At 68.2% G+C, this 17499-nt stretch carries 18 protein-coding genes; 15 read left to right on the forward strand and 3 right to left on the reverse strand.

All coding sequences use genetic code 11. From position 1 onward, the window contains the following. Positions 1–69: 69 nt before the first annotated feature. Complete coding sequence (gene rpmE, locus GSQ87_RS13790; protein WP_158915967.1) at positions 70–294, forward strand: 50S ribosomal protein L31; 225 nt, start codon at positions 70–72, stop codon at positions 292–294. A 133-nt stretch (positions 295–427) separates the two neighbouring features. Then, complete coding sequence (locus tag GSQ87_RS22800; protein ID WP_256375903.1) at positions 428–595, forward strand: GIY-YIG nuclease family protein; 168 nt, start codon at positions 428–430, stop codon at positions 593–595. Between the two features lie 185 nt (positions 596–780). On the opposite strand, the gene GSQ87_RS13800 is transcribed toward GSQ87_RS22800, so the two are convergent. Continuing rightward, on the reverse strand, positions 781–1284 hold the full coding sequence (locus GSQ87_RS13800) for a GcrA family cell cycle regulator (protein ID WP_158915969.1): 504 nt from the start codon (positions 1282–1284) through the stop codon (positions 781–783). 215 nt (positions 1285–1499) lie between these two features. On the opposite strand from GSQ87_RS13800, the gene GSQ87_RS13805 reads away from it, so the two are divergent. Next, positions 1500–2348 carry an ABC transporter permease gene (locus GSQ87_RS13805; protein WP_158917679.1) on the forward strand — a complete coding sequence of 283 codons (849 nt, stop codon included), beginning with the start codon at positions 1500–1502 and terminating at the stop codon, positions 2346–2348. 148 nt (positions 2349–2496) lie between these two features. Here GSQ87_RS13805 and rimO read toward each other — a convergent pair whose 3' ends face one another. Both rimO and GSQ87_RS13815 read right to left on the reverse strand, forming a co-directional pair. Then, entirely contained in the window at positions 2497–3906 is a 1410-nt protein-coding gene (gene rimO / locus GSQ87_RS13810; protein ID WP_158915970.1) for a 30S ribosomal protein S12 methylthiotransferase RimO, read from the reverse strand. Between the two features lie 94 nt (positions 3907–4000). Further along, positions 4001–4987: a CorA family divalent cation transporter gene (locus tag GSQ87_RS13815; RefSeq protein ID WP_158915971.1), complete on the reverse strand. Its 987-nt coding sequence runs from the start codon at positions 4985–4987 to the stop codon at positions 4001–4003. 74 nt (positions 4988–5061) lie between these two features. On the opposite strand from GSQ87_RS13815, the gene GSQ87_RS13820 reads away from it, so the two are divergent. The 12 genes from GSQ87_RS13820 (at position 5062) to GSQ87_RS13875 (ending at position 17418) form a co-directional block, all read left to right on the forward strand. Beyond that, entirely contained in the window at positions 5062–6234 is a 1173-nt protein-coding gene (locus GSQ87_RS13820) for a PLP-dependent aspartate aminotransferase family protein (protein WP_158915972.1), read from the forward strand. A gap of 201 nt (positions 6235–6435) precedes the next feature. Next, positions 6436–6897 (forward strand): preQ(1) synthase, encoded by a 462-nt coding sequence (gene queF, locus GSQ87_RS13825; RefSeq protein WP_158915973.1) that lies wholly within the window; start codon positions 6436–6438, stop codon positions 6895–6897. A 78-nt stretch (positions 6898–6975) separates the two neighbouring features. After that, positions 6976–7908, forward strand: a complete 933-nt coding sequence (locus GSQ87_RS13830) for a hypothetical protein (RefSeq protein ID WP_158915974.1) — start codon at positions 6976–6978, stop codon at positions 7906–7908. Positions 7909–8059: 151 nt separating this feature from the next. Next, entirely contained in the window at positions 8060–8974 is a 915-nt protein-coding gene (locus GSQ87_RS13835; protein ID WP_158915975.1) for an amino acid--[acyl-carrier-protein] ligase, read from the forward strand. A 2-nt stretch (positions 8975–8976) separates the two neighbouring features. Next, positions 8977–9732 carry a hypothetical protein gene (locus tag GSQ87_RS13840; protein ID WP_158915976.1) on the forward strand — a complete coding sequence of 252 codons (756 nt, stop codon included), beginning with the start codon at positions 8977–8979 and terminating at the stop codon, positions 9730–9732. Further along, entirely contained in the window at positions 9729–9980 is a 252-nt protein-coding gene (locus GSQ87_RS13845; RefSeq protein WP_158915977.1) for an acyl carrier protein, read from the forward strand. The genes GSQ87_RS13840 and GSQ87_RS13845 overlap by 4 nt, the downstream gene beginning before the upstream one ends. 166 nt (positions 9981–10146) lie before the next feature. Further along, positions 10147–11163, forward strand: a complete 1017-nt coding sequence (gene nadA / locus GSQ87_RS13850; RefSeq protein ID WP_158915978.1) for a quinolinate synthase NadA — start codon at positions 10147–10149, stop codon at positions 11161–11163. Between the two features lie 11 nt (positions 11164–11174). Continuing rightward, entirely contained in the window at positions 11175–12701 is a 1527-nt protein-coding gene (locus GSQ87_RS13855) for an L-aspartate oxidase (protein WP_158915979.1), read from the forward strand. A gap of 246 nt (positions 12702–12947) precedes the next feature. After that, on the forward strand, positions 12948–13703 hold the full coding sequence (locus GSQ87_RS13860; protein WP_158915980.1) for an SDR family NAD(P)-dependent oxidoreductase: 756 nt from the start codon (positions 12948–12950) through the stop codon (positions 13701–13703). Between the two features lie 4 nt (positions 13704–13707). Beyond that, positions 13708–14631 (forward strand): RimK family alpha-L-glutamate ligase, encoded by a 924-nt coding sequence (locus tag GSQ87_RS13865; RefSeq protein WP_158915981.1) that lies wholly within the window; start codon positions 13708–13710, stop codon positions 14629–14631. Next, a complete protein-coding gene (locus tag GSQ87_RS13870) occupies positions 14628–15671 on the forward strand; it encodes an LLM class flavin-dependent oxidoreductase (protein WP_158915982.1) in 1044 nt (347 codons plus the stop codon). The genes GSQ87_RS13865 and GSQ87_RS13870 overlap by 4 nt, the downstream gene beginning before the upstream one ends. A 154-nt stretch (positions 15672–15825) precedes the next feature. Next, positions 15826–17418, forward strand: coding sequence for an alpha-glucosidase (locus GSQ87_RS13875; protein WP_158915983.1), 1593 nt, complete (start codon positions 15826–15828; stop codon positions 17416–17418). The last annotated feature ends 81 nt before the right edge of the window (positions 17419–17499 follow it).

A 17499-nucleotide genomic window follows, 5' to 3' on the forward strand; every position in this document is an offset into this window, starting at 1 on the left:
ACGCCCTTCTTGCGGCCCGCCGACTCCGGCGGGCTTCGCTGTTTTCACGCCTTATGTCGGTCGGCCGAAATGAAACAAGATATCCATCCCGACTATCACTTCATCCAGGTCACCATGACCGATGGGTCCACCTACCGCACGCGCTCCACCTACGGCAAGGAAGGCGCGAACCTGTCGCTGGACATCGATCCGCGCACCCATCCGGCGTGGACCGGCGGCGCCCACACCATGCTGGACCGCGGCGGCCGCGTCTCGCGCTTCGCCGCCAAGTTCGGCGGGTTCATGAAGAAGTAGGATTGCAGGGAGGCGTCCGGAGACGGGCGCCTTTCTCGTCTGCTCTTCTTCCGCGATGCCCCGACTTGATCGGGGCATCCATGGCGCAGACATCGGCATGGCCATACGCGACGGAATTATCGCCGTCTACATCATGGCCAGCCAAACCCGTGGGACGATCTACACGGGCATGACGAGCGACCTATCGCGTCGAGCTTTCGAGCACCGCGAGGGCGCTATCGATGGTTTCACCCAGCGATATGGCTGTCTTCACGTTGAGTGCTGGTGTTGGCGTTGTCGCGATCGACACTCAACTGCTTAGACCTGCGTGCTTCGAGACGCGGCTATCGCCCCTTCTCAGCATGACGAAGGTTATCGAATAAAGACTCATCATCCTGAGGAGCCCCAAAGGGGCGTCTCGAAGGGCGCGGCATGCCGACGCTGACGTGAAAACTGTAAAAAGGGAAAGGCGCGGAACGCACCGCGCCCCCTCCCCCCCGCCTGCCCCTAAATGTACCGCCGCAACGAGCGCACCAACTCCACCGAGTCCGGCCGGCGGCCGGATTTGCGGGGCTGGGCCTGGTAGGCGACCTGGGCGTGCTGGGCGCAGTACGGCCCGTCGCCGCCCGACGCCCGGCCGCAGAAGCTGAAGCCGTCGGTCGACGGATCGCCGATCGGCCACTTGCACATGTGGGCGCCCAGCGTCAGCACCGTTGCCGAACCCGCCTCTTCGGTGACGTAGACCACCTTGGGTTCGGGCTGAGCCACCGGCTCGGCGCGGCGCGCCACGGGGGCCGGCGCGGGCGCCGGTCGCGCCGGGCGGGTGGCCTTGAACACCGGCCGCTGGGGTTGCGAGGGCGCCGCGCGACCGGAAAGACCCAGTCTGTGCACCTTGCCGATCACCGCATTGCGAGTAAGCCCGGCGCCGAGTTGCTTGGCGATCTGACTGGCGCTGTAGCCGTCCAGCCAGAGCTTCTTCAGCGTCTCGACACGATCTTCCGTCCAGCCCATGTCCGCCTCCGCTCTATCGGGCCGCCCGATCCACGGCCCTACATCTTGCGTCCTTGAGGACCTTTTCCGCCCTCAACCCACTAGATATCGTAACCCCCAGGTCGGCAGACACAATAGGTGGGGAGACGCTTTCCACAGGAACCATATCTTGATTCGGTGCGACTGAATGGGTCTGCGCAGTTGCGAAGGCCGGCTCGGCGAGGCACATGAGCGGGATGAACGTCCAGACGCCCGGCGCCCTGCTCGCAGAGGCCCACATCGCCCGCGACATCGTCCCTCAGCCGCCGCGGACCTATGGCAGCGTCAACTGGATCGGCGTGCGCACGCTCTACAAGCGCGAGGTGATGCGGTTCTGGAAGGTGGCCACCCAGACGGTCGCGGCGCCGGTAGTGACCACCCTGCTCTACATGATGATCTTCGTGGTCGCGATGAAGGGCGCCCGCCCGGGCGTGGACGGCGTGCCCTTCTCCCATTTCGTCGGACCGGGCCTGATCATGATGGCGATGCTGAACAACGCCTTCGCCAACTCCTCGTCCTCGCTGATGCAGGCCAAGATCATGGGGACGGCGGCGGACTTCCTGACCCCGCCCCTGTCGCCGTGGGAGTTGACCATCGGCTTCACCGCGGGCGCGGTGACGCGCGGCGTGCTGGTGGGGCTGGTGACGGCGGCGACGGTGTGGCCGTTCTCGCGCTTCGGCCTCGTCCACGTCTGGGCGATCGTCTACTTTTCGCTGGCGGCCTCGATGATCATGGCGCTGACGGGAGTGGTGGCGGGGCTGTGGGCGGAGAAGTTCGACCACCTGTCGGCGGTGACCAACTTCATCGTCATGCCAATGACCTTCCTGTCGGGCACCTTCTACCGCGTGAACAGCCTGCCCCATCCGTTCGACCAAGCGTCGCGTTTCAACCCGTTCTTCTATCTGATCGACGGCTTCCGCTACGGCTTCATCGGCAAGTCGGACGGCTCGATCCTTATCGGCGTGGTCTCGACGTTTGTGCTGACCGTGGCGCTGACCCTGGTGGCCTACCAGATCTTCCGCACCGGCTGGCGGCTGAAGAGCTGAGCCCTCCCTAGGTAGCGGCTCGCATCACCCGCGCTGCGTCCTTCGAGACACCCCTTCGGGGCTCCTCAGGATGACGTGCGGAAATGGATTGCACCAAGGTTCGTCATGCTGAGGAGCGGCGCGAGCCGCGTCTCAAAGCACGCATCCCCTAAACCCGCGAGATCACCCGGTGCATCCGCCGCGCCGGCGCCAGGGGCGCGCGGTTCAACGTGGCCTCGCCCAGCCGGCCGACCAGGTCGAAGGCGTCGGCCCGCTCCACGGTGATCTCGGCGAAGTCGCCCGCCGACAACTTGGCCGCGCCGCGCACCAGCACCCGGCCGTCGATCTCGGGCGCATCGGCCATGGTGCGGGCGATGGCGGTTCCGTCCGCGCGCACCTCGTCCACCAGCACCTTGATCCGCTTGCCGACCTTGGCGCGCAGCTTGGCGCGGCTGATCTTTTCGGCGGCGGCCATGAAGCGCTGGCGGCGGTCCTGCTTGACCTCTTCCGGTACGTGGTCCGGCAGGTCGCGGGCGGCGGCGCCCTTGACGTTCTCGTAGGCGAAGCAACCGACCCGATCGAGCTGGGCCTCCTCCAGCCACTGCATCAGGTAGTCGAAGTCCGCCTCGGTCTCGCCTGGGAAGCCGACCACGAAGGTCGAGCGGATCGCCAGATCCGGCGCGATTTCGCGCCACCGGCCGATGCGTTCCAGGGTCTTCTCCTGGTTGCCCGGCCGTTTCATCGCCTTAAGCACATTGGGGGCGGCGTGCTGGAACGGGATGTCGAGATAGGGGAGGATCTTGCCCTCCGCCATCAGCGGGATCACCGCGTCCACGTGCGGATAGGGATAGATGTAGTGCAGGCGCACCCAGACGCCGAGCTCGCCCAGGCCGCGCGCCAACCCTTCCAGGTTCGCCTTCCACTGCTGGCCGCGCCACTCGCCGGGCGCATAGCGGATGTCGAGCCCGTAAGCGGAGGTGTCCTGGGACACCACCAGCAGCTCTTTCACCCCCGACGACACCAGCGCCTCGGCCTCGCGCAGCACGTCGTCGACCGGGCGCGAGGCCAGGTCGCCGCGCAGGCTCGGGATGATGCAGAAGCTGCAGCGGTGGTCGCAGCCCTCGGAGATCTTCAGATAGGCGTAATGGCGCGGCGTCAGCTTGATCCCGCCGCCGGGCATGGCCGCGATATCGGCGAAAGGGTCGGGCTGGGGCGCAGTCCGGTGCACCGCATCCAGCACCGCGTCATAGGCCTGGGCCCCGGTGACGGCGGCGAGGTCGGGGAACCGCTCGCGCAACAACGCCTCTTCGGAGCCCATGCAGCCGGTGACGATCACCGGGCGGCCCGAACGGCGCGCCTCGGCGATGGCGTCCAGGCTCTCCTCGCGCGCGCTGTCGAGGAAGGCGCAGGTGTTGACGATCACCGCGTCGGAACCCGCGTAATCGGCAGAGGTGTCGTAGCCCTCGCCCTTCAGCCGGGTCAGGATGCGCTCGGAATCCACCAGCGCCTTAGGGCAGCCCAGGCTGACCATGCCGATCTTCGGCGCGCGCTTGGCGGCGATGTCGGACGCCTCGGCCATCCAGAAGTCCTGTTCCGTGTGCGGGGAGGCGGACTATCTACTCCCGCAACGCCAGATTTGCGAGCGCGGCGGGGACGCAGCCCCGCACTGCGCCCTACATCCAATCCTTCCACTTGAACCAGGCCAGCGGGATCAGGGTGGTGATGACGATCAGGGCGATGGCGTAGGGATAGCCCCACGCCCAATTCAGCTCCGGCATGTACTTGAAGTTCATGCCGTACAGCCCGACCACCATCACCGGCGGCACGCCGACGACCGAGGCGATGGTCAGCACCTTGACCACGTCGTTCTGCTCGATGCTGATGAAGGCGGTGGCGGCGTCCTGCAGCAGTTGCACGCGACTGAGCAGGTTCTCCTCGTATTGCTCCAGCGAGGCGACGTCGGCGCGCACCGAGTGCAGCCGGCTGAGCATGGCCTCGTCCAACCAGTCCTTGCCGCGCTCGGCGGTGAACTGGGCCATGCGGCTGATGCAGACCAGGGTGTAGCGGGCCACCGACATCCGTTCGCTGGCGCGGCCGATCTGGGTCATGATCCTGCGCAGCAGCTTGGTGTCCTGGGTCAGCTTGCTCTTCTTGCCCGAGCGCGCCTCGTCCTGATGGAAGATGGCGTGGGAGGCCTTGTTCAGCTCATCGGCCGCCACCTCCAGCCGGTCGGCGGCGCGGTCCACCACCTCTTCCAGCAGGCGGGCGAAGATGTCGGGCGCGGTGCTGTGGTCGGTCGTCTTCAACGCCTGGGTGACGTTGTCGAAGGCGACCAGATCGGCGAAGCGCACGGTCAGGCAGACCTGTTTGTTGAGCACAAAGCCGGTCGGCGCCGTGAGGATGCTACCGTCCTCGGTGCGCACGAGCAGCGGCGCGCTCATGTACAGCGTGTCCTTTTCGACCCGGATACGGCTGGAAAGCTCGATCTCCTCCAGTTCCGCGCGGGTCGGCACCCGCAGGCCGCAGATGCGCTCGACCTCGGCCACCTCTTCCGGCGTCGGGTCCTGCAGATCGATCCAGGTGTGGCCGTTCAGCCCCTCCTGATGCAGCTGGTCGGCGGAAATTTCGCAGTCGCCGAGGTCAGGATAGGCTTGAAGCATGTATGAGAGCCTCAGCTTGAGATGAATCCGGTCCGGGCGGGCGAACCGCGGGACGCGTAGCGGAGCCTTTACACGTGGATCAAGACAAACGCCCCAATCATCGACCCGCCTTCGCCACGCGCGCGGTCCATGGCGGCCAGGAGCACGACCCCACCACCGGCGCGGTGATGGTCCCGATCTACGCCACCTCGACCTACGCTCAGACCTCGCCCGGCGTGCACAAGGGCTTCGAGTACAGCCGCAGCCACAACCCGACCCGCTTCGCCTTCGAACGCGCGGTTGCGGACCTGGAGGGCGGGGCGGCCGGGTTCGCCTTCGCCTCGGGGCTGGCGGCGATCTCCACCGTGCTGGAACTGCTGGACAGCGGCGACCACCTGATCGCCTCGGACGACCTGTACGGCGGCACCTTCCGGCTGCTCGACAAGGTGAGAAAACGCAGCGCCGGGCTCGAGGTCAGCTTCGTCGACCTGGGCGACCTGGCCGCGGTCGAGGCCGCCATCCGCCCCAACACCCGGCTGATCTGGGCCGAGACCCCCACCAACCCCATGCTGCGGCTGGCCGACCTTGCGGCCCTGGCCGCCATCGGGCGCAAGCACGGACTGATCACCGCCGCCGACAACACCTTCGCCAGCCCCTGGTGCCAGCGCCCGCTCGAGCTGGGCTTCGACATCGTCATGCACTCGGTGACCAAGTACCTGAACGGCCACTCCGACGTAGTGGCCGGCTGCGTGGTGGTGCGCGAGGAAGGCGCGCTGCTCGATCAGGTGCGGTTCCTGCAAAACGCCGTCGGCGGCGTGCTCGGCCCGTTCGACAGCTTCCTGGCGCTGCGGGGGGTGAAGACCCTGGCGCTGCGGATGGAGCGCACCTGCGCCAACGCCATGAAAATCGCTCGCTGGCTGGAAGCGCGCGGCGACGTCAAGCGCGTGATCTATCCCGGCCTGGAGAGCCATCCCCAGCACGACCTGGCCAAGCGCCAGATGCACGGCTTCGGCGGCATCGTCACCGTGGTGCTCGACCGCGACCTTGCTGGGACGACGCGGATGCTGGAGCGGGTCGCCCTGTTCACCCTGGCCGAAAGCCTGGGCGGGGTGGAAAGCCTGATCGAGCACCCCGCGATCATGACCCACGCCTCCATCCCGGCGGCCCAGCGCGAGACGCTGGGCATCTCCGACAGCCTGGTGCGCCTCTCGGTGGGTATCGAGGACGCCGACGACCTGATCGCCGATCTGGAACAGGCGCTGGACTAGGCTTCCTTCTCCCCTTGCGGGAGAAGGAAGGGGCCCGCGGGTCGATAGACGCGTGGGAAGGTTGAGGGGTCGACGGAGGCTCAACACCTTGCCGTGGCGAGACCCCTCACCCTCCCAGCCAAGGCTGGGCCCCTCCCTCTCCCGCAAGGGGAGAGGGTTCGGGTGCTTGCGCCGTCCCGTGCCCTCGCCTAACTGCGGCCCATGACCACCGACGCCTCACGCCTGACCCAGCTCGGCCAAGCGGTCGCGGCCCCGGACAGCCCGGAAACCGCGGTGCTGGAGCGCGTGCCCAACCCGCAACCGGACACGCTCTATGGCGTGCGCTTCACCGCGCCGGAATTCACCTCGCTGTGCCCCGTCACCGGCCAGCCGGACTTCGCCCATCTGGTGATCGACTATGCGCCCAAGGCCTGGCTGGTGGAGTCCAAGTCGCTGAAGCTCTACCTGCAGAGCTTCCGCAACCACGGCGCCTTCCACGAGGATTGCACCGTCGCCATCGCCAAAAAGTTCGCGGCGACGGCCGAGCCGTTGTGGCTGAGGATCGGCGGCTACTGGTATCCGCGCGGCGGCATCCCGATCGACGTCTTCTACCAGACCGGGCCGGTCCCCCAGGGCCTGTGGCTGCCCGACCAGGGCGTGCCGACCTATCGCGGGCGCGGCTGAACCTTTAAGCGCCCGGTGTCGCATCCTTGACCCCAAACGGGTCTAACTGCGTAATCCAGTTTCACGGGATCGGGCTGCTTGAGCGACGCCGGCTACGCCATCGAACTGTCCGCGGTGATCGTGGCGGCGACGCACGGCAGCCCCCGCGTGCTCACCGTCAGCGATGGCGACGCGATCCCCTCCGGCCCGTTCCAGCCTGAGCACCGCACCCTGGAGCTCGGCCTGCGCGCCTGGGTGGAGGCGTCGACCCACCATCCCCTCGGCTATGTCGAGCAGCTCTACACCTTCGCCGACCGGGACCGCACTATCGGGGGCGATCTGCGCACCATCGCGCTCAGCTATCTGGCCCTGACCCGCGAGGCGGAGGGCGACCGCGACGTCGGCGTGGCCTGGCGCGACTGGTATCTCTACTTCCCCTGGGAGGATCGTCGCGAAGAGGCCGCCGACCCCGTGGCCGAGGTGATCGCGCCGCGCCTGAACGCCTGGGCGGACGAGGCTCCTGACGCCGAGACCCGCCGCACCCGCCGCCAGCGCGCCCAGATTATGTTCGGCCTGGACGGCTCGCCCTGGAACGAGGAAGCGGCGCTCCAACGCTACGAACTGCTCTACGAAGCCGGCCTGATCCCCGAGGCGGCCCGCGCGCGCTCTCTCTCCCCCGACCGGGTGCTGCCCAATCCCGGCAAGCCCATGGTCCATGACCATCGCCGCATCCTGGCCACCGGCCTGTCGCGCCTACGGGCCAAGATCAAATACCGGCCAGTGGTGTTCGAACTGATGCCGCCGACCTTCACCCTGCTCCAGCTCCAGCAGGCGGTGGAGGCGCTGGCGGGCCGGCGGCTGCACAAGCAGAACTTCCGCCGCCTGGTGGAAAGCCAGGGCCTGATCGAGGAGACCGGCGAGGTGCTGGCCGACACCGGCGGCCGTCCCGCGCGCTTGGTCAGGTTCCGGCGCGAGGTGCTGCTCCAACGCGCCGCCGCCGGAACGCGGCTGTCGCTTTCCCGCGCGGGCTGACCCTTCAAGCTCGGCTGTTTCGCCGCACCCGGAATCCGCACGGCCAAATGCCGCATAACAGGCATCTGACGCAGAGCGTTAATTGTTGCAGAGTGGAAATAGGTCCGCCGCATCAACGCATCCGGCGAACGATCCAGTCTGGAGCAGGGCGGTGGGGGAAACGGCTACGGCGCAGGGGCTTGCAGAGCAGCTTGTGCGTTCGCGCGCCCTGATCCCGACGGGTGCTCAAGGCGTCTACGGGCACGGCGAAGACTTCAGTTTTGCAATAGAAGGCCTGTCGCGGGCGATCAATCGCCTGTTCGGGCGCCAAGCGGAACGAATGCGGTTCCCGCCGGTGACGCCTCGCGCCGATCTCGAACGCATCGGCTACTTCCGCAACTTCCCCCACCTGCTCGGCACCGTGCATTGCTTCTGCGGGGACGAGCGCACGCACCGCGACCTGGTGAAGACCCACGACGCCGGCGGCGACTGGACCGGCGCCCAGGCGGCCAGCGATCTCGTACTGACGCCGGCGAGCTGCTACCCGGTCTATCCCGCCATGGCGGCACGCGGCGTAGTGCCCGAGCAAGGCTATACGGTGCAGGTGCAGTCGCACTGCTTTCGCCGCGAACCCTCCACCGACCTGGCGCGGATGCAGTCGTTCCAGATGCACGAGTTCGTGCGCATCGGCTCGCCCGAGCAGGCCTGGGCCTTCCGCGAAGAGTGGACGGAACGAGGCCGTGATTTCTTCGCCGCCCTGCGCCTGTCCGCCGAACTCGAAGCCGCCAACGATCCGTTCTTCGGCCGCGCCGCCGGCGTCATGGGCCAGGGTCAGCGGCAGCAACAACTGAAGTACGAACTGAAGGTGGCCATCAACGACGCCGCCGCGACCACCGCCTGCATGAGCTTCAACGCCCACCTGGATCATTTCGGCAAGGCGCTTGAGCTTCGCACCCCCGATGGCGAGGCGGCCCACACCGCCTGCGTCGGTTTCGGCCTGGAGCGCATCGCGCTCGCCCTGTTCCGTTGGCACGGTGTCGACCCCGCCGCCTGGCCATCGGACGTCTTCGACCTGCTGGACGGCTGAACGTGACGATCACCTTCCCCACGCCTGCGTTCGACACGCACCCGCTGCTGCTGGCGCGCCGCGCCGCGCGTCGGGTGAAATGGGCCGTCTTTCAGTACCGCAACGCCGCCAACATCCGTCTGCTCAGCCAATTCGAAAGCCTGGGCGACAACTGCGAGTTCGCCAGCCTACAGAAGGGTTTCGGGGTCGACCTGCCCGGCATGTTCAAATGGACCGAGACATCGGTGCGGATGCTGACGGACACGCTGGGCGACAATCTGGCCGGCGGGGACGACATCGCCAACCTGAAGCTGGAAACCAACACGCACGATGGGGAATATCTACTCCATCACCGCCTCTACAAGGCCAACTCCCACACCTTCGCGCGCATCGCCTTGGACGATCCAGACAAGGTCCTGCAACGAGAGCATCGCCGCCTGATCCTGTTGAAACGCAAGTTCCTGGAGGACGTCCAAGCCGGCCGACGCATCTATGTTTTCCGCAGCCTACGTCCCGTGAGTGAAGACCAGGCCGCCGACCTGCATCGCGCCCTGCGCCGCAAGGGCCCCAACACCCTGTTGTGGATTCGGGCCGCCCGCGAACCTGGGCACGTCGGGCGGGTGGAACGCCGGGCCGACGGCCTGATGGTGGCCGAGATCGACACCCTGGCCACCTATGAGGACGGCATGACCTATACCAGCCGGCATTGGCTGCCGATCCTACGCAAGGCGCGCGCCCTCGCCCACGACGTTCGCGTCTCATCGGGAATGGCCGCGTGAACCTGCTCCTCGATCTGGACCTCGAGCGGGTGCTGGTCCTGGTGCGCGAACACGTCGGGCCGCACGCCGGCAAGCTCGGCCCGTCCACTCGCGCCGCCGACGTGCGGGGCTGGGACTCCGTCGCCATGGTCAACCTGCTCTTCGCCCTCGAGGAGACCTTCGGCGTGGAGTTCACCAGCGCGCAGATGGAGCGCGCGAATGGCGTGCCCATGCTGTTGAAACTGCTACAGGAAACACGAAGCGCTTAGGGTCGGTCACGCGCCGCGTGTCGCCACCAGGACACCCGCGACAAAATCGTCAGACTACCCTTGCCTTGTGCTCAGACGTAGCATAAGTGGCTTATGAAGGATCGGTCCCTACGTGGGAACGCCGCCCCAGAAATGCTCAAAGAGAGCATAAGCAAGGAAGCGCCGCATGTCGTTCGCTTTAGCTCCCCGTTCCGCCGCGCCGCAACGGCTTGTGGACGCGGCTGCGCTCTATGCGCGGGTCGGCGGCCACATCCCCAAGTTCGAGTGGGACAGCTTCGCCGACGACGCAGCGGCGATCGAACGGCTGAAGATCGAGCGGGACGCCATCGTGCTGGCCCACAACTACCAGACCCCGGAAATCTACCATGGCGTGGCCGACATCGTCGGCGACAGCCTGGCCCTGGCGCGCGAGGCCGGGAAGACCAGCGCCTCGGTGATCGTGATGGCCGGGGTCCACTTCATGGCCGAAACCGCCAAGATCCTGAACCCAGACAAGACGGTGCTGATCCCCGACGCCCGCGCCGGCTGCTCGCTGGCCGAGAGCATCACCGCCGCCGACGTCCGCGCGCTCAAGGCCCAGTACCCCGGCGTGCCCGTGGTCACCTACGTCAACACCTCCGCCGAGGTGAAGGCCGAGACCGACGTCTGCTGCACCTCCGGCAATGCGAAGAAGGTGGTCGAGACGGTGGTGCGCGAGTGGGGCGTGAACCGCGTGATCATGATCCCCGACAAGTACCTGGCCGCCAATATCGGCCGCGAGACCGGGATCGAAATGATCACCTGGGACGGCGCCTGCGAGGTGCACGAACGCTTCACGCCGCAGGACATCGCCGAATATCGCGACGCGATGCCGGGTGTGGTGGTGCTGGCCCATCCCGAATGCCCGCCCGAGGTGGTCGCAGCGGCCGACTATTCGGGCTCGACCGCCGGGATCGCCGACTACATCTCCGGCCGCAAGCCCAAGAAGGCGGTGCTGATCACCGAGTGCTCGATGGCCGACAACATCGCCGCCCTGAACCCGGAGACCGAGTTCCTGCGGCCCTGCAACCTCTGCCCCCACATGAAGCGGATCACCCTGAACGGCATCCGCCGCTCGCTGGAGACCCTGACCACCGAGGTGCTGGTCGATCCCGCTATCGCCGCCCGCGCCCGTCAGGCGGTGGAGCGGATGCTGGCGATCTGAGGGCGCGGACCATGAAGCAGCGGACCATGCATCGGGACGGGGCGCCCATCGTCATCGGCGCCGGCGCGGCGGGGCTGAGCGCGGCTTTGCGCTTGGCCGAGTACGGTCCGGTGACGGTGCTCTGCGCCGCCGACCTCGGCCAGCAGGCGGCCTCCGCCTGGGCCCAGGGTGGGGTCGCCGCCGCCGTGGGCGCGGACGATGCGCCCGAACTACACGCCCAGGACACCCTGGCCGCTGGAGACGGCCTGTGCGCGCCGGAAGCGACGCGCCGCATCACCGCCGCCGGCCCCTCGGCCGTAGACCGGCTGGCCGAGATCGGCGCCCGGTTCGACCGCGCGGCGGACGGGTCGTTCAAGCTCGGGCTGGAAGCCGCCCACAGCCGTCGCCGCATCGTCCATGCCCAGGGCGACGGCACCGGCCGCGAGGTGCTGCGCGCCCTGGTCGAGGCGGCCGTCCGCACACGGAACATCATCCTGCTGGAGCGGATCGACGCACGGCGCCTGCTGCTGGACGCCAATGGCGCGGTCGCCGGCGTGCTGGCCGCCGACAGGGACGGGACGGCGCTCACCCTGCGATCCGGCCGGGTCGTGATCGCCACCGGCGGGCTCGGCGGGCTCTACGCCCACACCACCAATCCCTCCGGCGCGCTGGGCCTGGGCCTGGCCATGGCGGCGCGGGCAGGCGCTGTGCTGGCGGACATGGAGTTCGTGCAGTTCCATCCGACCGCGCTCGACGTCGGCCTCGACCCCATGCCGCTGGTCAGCGAAGCGGTGCGCGGCGAGGGTGCGATCCTGGTCAACGATCTCGGCGAACGTTTCATGGCCGGTCACGGTCGCGCCGAGCTGGAGCCCCGCGACGTGGTCGCGCGCGCGGTGTGGGCCGAGTTGACCGCCGGTCGCAAGGTGTTCCTGGACGCCCGCGAGGCCCTGGGCGAACGCTTCGCTGTCGCCTTCCCATCGATCACCGCCGCCTGCTTGGCGGCCGGCGTCGATCCCGCCCTCCAGCCGATCCCGATCCGGCCGGCGGCGCACTACCACATGGGCGGGATCGGCGTGGATGCGCACGGCCGCAGCACGGTCGCGGGCCTGTGGGCCTGCGGCGAGGCCGCCTCCACTGGCCTGCACGGAGCTAACCGGCTGGCCTCCAACTCCTTGCTGGAGGCGGCGGTGTGCGGCGAGGCCGTGGCGCGGGACGTGGCGTGCTTCACCGCTTCAGCGGGCACGCCCCGGACACAGCGCCTGCCGCCGCGCCCGGAGCCCGGCGTGGTGCGCGCGATTCTGGACGCCCATGCCGGCGTGCTACGCGACGCGACGGGGCTGCAGGCGGCGCTGGCCGCTCTGCGCCCGCTGGCGTTCGGCGAGGGCCCGCAAGCCGACCCAGCCCTGGCCGCCCTGTTCATCGTCATCGGCGCCCTGGCGCGACTGGAGAGCCGCGGCGGCCACTTCCGCACCGATTACCCAGCCCACGTGGCGGTCGCGCGCTCCAGCCGGCTGGCCCTGACGGACCTGCTGGCAGAGCCGGTGGCCGTGGCGGCGTGATCTCCTTCTCCCCTTGCGGGAGAAGGAAGGGGCCCGCGTCGCGCAGCGGCGTGGGAAGGTTGAGGGGTCTTGCTGCGTTTTCAGCGCCGAACGTCCGTCGACCCCTCACCCTCCCAGCAAAGCTGGGCCCCTCCCTCTCCCGCAAGGGGAGAGGGGGTGCATGCTTGCGTCGCTTCACACCTTGCGGGAGAAGGGACATCCGCCCGTTCCCGACAAGGGGGATAAGGGCCTTGGAGCTACGCCGCCTTGCCTGAAGCCCCCTCGCCAGAACTCGCCCCGCTCGCTGGCCGCGTCGCCCTGGTCACCGGCGCCTCGCGCGGCATCGGCTACGAGATCGCGCTGGGCCTAGCCAAGGCCGGCGCGCATGTGATCGCCACCGCCCGCACCCAGGGCGGCCTGGAAGAGTTGGACGACGCCATCCTGGCCGCCACCGGCGAGCGCGCCACCCTGGTCCCGGTAAACATCACCGATGGCGCGGCCATCGACCGCCTGGGTGCGGCCATCTACGAGCGGTGGAAACGGCTGGACATCCTGATCTCCAACGCCGGCGACCTCGGCCTGATCACGCCCCTGGCGCACCTGGACCCCAAGGTGTGGGAGCGGTCGCTGGCGGTGAACATGACCGCCACCTACCGTCTGGTCCGCTCGATGGACCCGCTGCTGCGGCTGGCCCCGGCCGCGCGCGCCATCTTCATGAGCACGGGCGTCGCCTCCAAGCCGCAGGCCTTCTGGGGCGCCTACGCCGCCACCAAGGCCGGGATGGAGGCCATCGTGCGCACCTATGCCGACGAGACCGACAACACGCCGATCCGCTGCATCCTGTTGAGCCCCGGCCCTATGCGCACACGGATGCGGATGCAGGCCTTCCCGGGCGAAGACCCCAACGACCTGACCCCGCCCGACGCCATCGTCCCCCTGGTGCTGGAACTGGTCACGGGCGAGCGCGAAGACCCGAAGGTCGAATTTGTCCGCTACCCCGAGTGGGCGGCGAAGCGAGGCTGAACCGATGGCCGATCTGGCGATCTATTACGAACATCCCGAGTGGTTCAAACCGCTGTTCGCCGTGCTGGAGAAGCGCGGGGTGAGCTGGATCCCGCTCCCGGTGCAGGAGCACCTGTTCGACCCGTCCGACCTGCGCGCCCCCGCGCCGGTGGTGCTGAACCGGCTGGCGATGTCGTCCTTCCTGCGCCAGGACGAGCACGCCATCTTCTACTCCCAGGCGCTGATGGCCCACTATGAGGCGGCCGGCGCCAGGGTGATCAACGGCAGCGCGGCGCTAACCATCGACACCTCCAAGGCGCGCCAGATGACTCTGCTGCGTTCGCTGGGGCTGCAGATTCCGGCCACCGTGGTCGTCCACCGCTCCGCCGACATCGTGCGCGCCGCCGCCGAGCTGCGCTTCCCGGTCATGGTCAAGGGCGACATCGGCGGCTCCGGCGCCGGCATGGCCCGCTACGACAGCCTGGAGGACCTGGCCGCCTTCGCCGAGGAGAACGGTTGCCCGACCGGCATCAACGGCGTGACCCTGGTGCAGGAATACGTCCCGGCCCGCAACGGCCAGGTGATCCGCTGCGAAACCTTGAACGGCAAGTTCCTCTACGCCATCGCCCTGAACGGCGCGGGCTCGACCTTCGACCTGTGCCCGGCCGACGTCTGCATGGCCGACAAGCCCTCGATCACCATCGAGGCCTACACCCCCTCGCCGGAGATCGTCCGGGCGGTCGAGGCCGTGGCCCGCGCCTCGCACCTGGACGTCGGCGGCATCGAGTACATGGTCGACGACCGCGACGGGGTGGAGCGGTTCTACGACATCAATGCGCTCTCCAACTTCGTCGCCAACCCGCTGGACGTACTGGGCTACGACCCGCACGAGAAGCTGGTGGACTTCGTGGTCGACGAGATCGCCAAGACCCGGAAGGCCGCCGCATGAAGTACGGCTTCTGGGCTCCGGTCTTCGGCGGCTGGCTGCGCAACGTCCCCGACGAGGGGATGTCGGCCAGCTGGGACTATATGAGCCGGCTGTGCCAGCGGGCCGAGCAGATCGGCTACGACCTGACCCTGGTCGCCGAACTGAACCTGAACGACATCAAGGGGACCGACCAGCCGGCGCTGGACGCCTGGTCCACCGCCGCAGCCCTCGCGGCCGTCACCAAGCGGTTGGAGCTGATGGTGGCCGTGCGCCCGAACTTCCACCACCCCGCCCTGTTCGCCAAGCAGGCCGCCAATATCGACCGCATCTCCGGCGGCCGGCTGGCGCTGAACGTGGTGTCGTCCTGGTGGGCGGACGAGGCGACCCAGTACGGCCTGCAGTTCGACCAGCACGACGACCGCTACGCCCGCACCCGCGAATGGCTGCAGGTGGTCGACGGGCTGTGGACCCAGACCCCCTTCAGCTTCGAGGGTGAACGCTACACGATGAAGGACGCCATCTGCGAGCCCAAGCCGGTGTCCAAGCCCCGACCGACCATCTATGCGGGCGGCGAGTCGGACTCGGCCAAGACCCTGATCGCCACCTATTGCGACGCCTACGTCATGCACGGCGACGAGCCTGAATTCATCGCCGCCAAGATCGCTGACATGCGCGCGCGCCGCGAGGCGCTCGGCCTGGGACCGATGATCTACGGCATGGCCGCCTACGCCATCGTCCGCGACACCCAGGCAGAGGCCGAGGTCGAGGTCGAGCGGATAACCACGCTCGACACCCGCGCACCGGGCTTCGCCAACTTCGAGCAATGGCTCTCGGGCACCGAGCTGGAGCGCGAGCTGAAGATCAAGGAATACAGCGTCTCCAACCGCGGCCTGCGTCCCGGCCTGATCGGCACGCCCGAGCACATCCGCGCCCGCGTCGCCGAATTCGAAGCCGCCGGGCTGGACCTGCTGCTGCTGCAGATGAGCCCGCAGCTGGAGGAGATGGAACGCTTCTCCGCCCAGGTGATCCAGCCGGTAGGCGCGGAGGCGGTCGTCGCCTAGGAGGCGTTGTGCGTCCTTCGAGACGCCCCTTCGGGGCTCCTCAGGATGACGAAACTTGGTGCATTCCAAAAACATTCGTCATGCTGAGGAGCGGCTTGGCCGCGGTTCGAAGCACGCACCCCGCTAAGTCCCCGCCCTCAACGGACGCCCGCCCATGACCCAGCCCGATACGCCCTGGTGGAAGGGCGCGGTGATCTACCAGGTCTATCCGCGCAGCTTCCAGGACAGCGACGGCGACGGCGACGGGGTGGGCGACCTGAAGGGGATCATCGCGCGTCTGCCCTATATCGCCAGCCTGGGCGTGGACGGGATCTGGCTGTCGCCGGTGTTCGCCTCGCCCATGGCCGATTACGGCTACGACATCGCCGACTACCGCGCCATCGACCCGCTGTTCGGGACGCTGACGCACTTCGACGCCCTGGTGGCCGCAGCCCACGCGCTGGGCCTCAAGCTGATCGTCGACCAGGTCTATTCCCACACCTCCGACAAACATGCGTGGTTCGCCGAGAGCCGCGCCGACCGGACCAACCCCAAGGCCGACTGGTACGTCTGGGCCGACGCCAGGCCGGACGGTTCGCCGCCCAACAACTGGCAGGCGGTGTTCGGCGGCTCGAGCTGGACCTGGGACGGACGACGCCAGCAATACTATCTGCACAACTTCCTGGCCGAGCAGCCGGACCTGAACTTCCACACCCCGGCGGTGCAGAACGCCGTGCTGGACGTGGCGCGGTTCTGGCTGGACCGGGGCGTGGACGGGTTCCGCCTCGACGTGGCCAACTGCTTCGCCCACGACCCGGCCCTGACCGACAACCCGCCCTCCCACCGCACCGACGCGGTCAAGCCGCACGACATGCAGTTGCACATCCACGACCGCGAGCAGCCCGAGGCCCTGGCCTTCGCCGCCCGCCTGCGCGCGCTGGTCGACGAGCAACCGGGTCGCATGACCGTGGCGGAGTTGTTCAGCCATCGCTCGCTGGAGGTCACCGCCGCCTTTACCGGCGGCCCGTACGGCTACCACACCGCCTACAACTTCCTGTTCCTGGGCGAGCGGTTCGGGGCCGCCTTCCTGCGCGAAGGGGTGGAGACGCTGATGCGGCTGGCGCCTGAGGCGTGGCCGTCCTGGGCCTTCTCCAACCACGACGTGATCCGCGTCGCCACGCGCTGGGGCGCTGGGCGACCCCAGCCGCAGTTCGCCAAGCTGCTGTTCGCCCTGCTGACCGCCTTGCGCGGGACCGCCTTCGTCTACCAGGGCGAGGAGTTGGGCCTGCCCCAGGCCGAGGTGCCGTTCGAGCGGCTACGCGACCCAAATGGCGTCGCCTTCTGGCCCGCCGACAAGGGCCGCGACGGGTGTCGAACACCCATGCCGTGGATCGCACAGGCGACGCATGGCGGCTTCAGCGAAAGCGAGCCCTGGCTACCGCTCGACCCGGCGCACCGGCCGCTGGCGGTGGACCTTCAGGCCGGCGATCCGCAGTCGATGCTGGCGTTTGTGCGGCGTTGGCTCGCCTGGCGTCGCGGGGAGCCGGCGATGCGGACCGGCGACATCGCCTTCCTGGATGGGCCAGCGGAGGTGCTGGCCTTCTTTCGCGGCGGCGAGCGCCTATGCTTGTTCAACCTGGGCGAAACCGACGCCCGGTTCACGCTTCCCGTCGGCGATTGGCGCGTTGCGTTCGACCTGAGTGGACGGCTCAGCGACGGCGACGTGGAACTGGCTCCGGCATCCGGCCTGATCCTCGCTTCGGCTTGATCCCGAGCTTCAACCTAACATCCGCCTTCAGCTTGCGCGGCAGGAAGGTCGACCAGACCACCCAACCCGCAGCCAGGACGA

Origin of the sequence: Caulobacter sp. S45, from assembly GCF_009765965.1 — a bacterium.
In the GTDB taxonomy this organism is placed as follows: Bacteria; Pseudomonadota; Alphaproteobacteria; order Caulobacterales; family Caulobacteraceae; genus CAHJWH01.

Coding starts and splice junctions, on each gene's coding strand:
- rpmE (WP_158915967.1), top strand. CDS start 70: ATGAAACAAGATATCCATCCCGACTATCACTTCATCCAGGTCACCATG.
- GSQ87_RS22800 (WP_256375903.1), top strand. CDS start 428: ATGGCCAGCCAAACCCGTGGGACGATCTACACGGGCATGACGAGCGAC.
- GSQ87_RS13800 (WP_158915969.1), bottom strand. CDS start 1,284: ATGGGCTGGACGGAAGATCGTGTCGAGACGCTGAAGAAGCTCTGGCTG.
- GSQ87_RS13805 (WP_158917679.1), top strand. CDS start 1,500: ATGAACGTCCAGACGCCCGGCGCCCTGCTCGCAGAGGCCCACATCGCC.
- rimO (WP_158915970.1), bottom strand. CDS start 3,906: ATGGCCGAGGCGTCCGACATCGCCGCCAAGCGCGCGCCGAAGATCGGC.
- GSQ87_RS13815 (WP_158915971.1), bottom strand. CDS start 4,987: ATGCTTCAAGCCTATCCTGACCTCGGCGACTGCGAAATTTCCGCCGAC.
- queF (WP_158915973.1), top strand. CDS start 6,436: ATGACCACCGACGCCTCACGCCTGACCCAGCTCGGCCAAGCGGTCGCG.
- nadA (WP_158915978.1), top strand. CDS start 10,147: ATGTCGTTCGCTTTAGCTCCCCGTTCCGCCGCGCCGCAACGGCTTGTG.
- GSQ87_RS13855 (WP_158915979.1), top strand. CDS start 11,175: ATGAAGCAGCGGACCATGCATCGGGACGGGGCGCCCATCGTCATCGGC.
- GSQ87_RS13865 (WP_158915981.1), top strand. CDS start 13,708: ATGGCCGATCTGGCGATCTATTACGAACATCCCGAGTGGTTCAAACCG.
- GSQ87_RS13870 (WP_158915982.1), top strand. CDS start 14,628: ATGAAGTACGGCTTCTGGGCTCCGGTCTTCGGCGGCTGGCTGCGCAAC.
- GSQ87_RS13875 (WP_158915983.1), top strand. CDS start 15,826: ATGACCCAGCCCGATACGCCCTGGTGGAAGGGCGCGGTGATCTACCAG.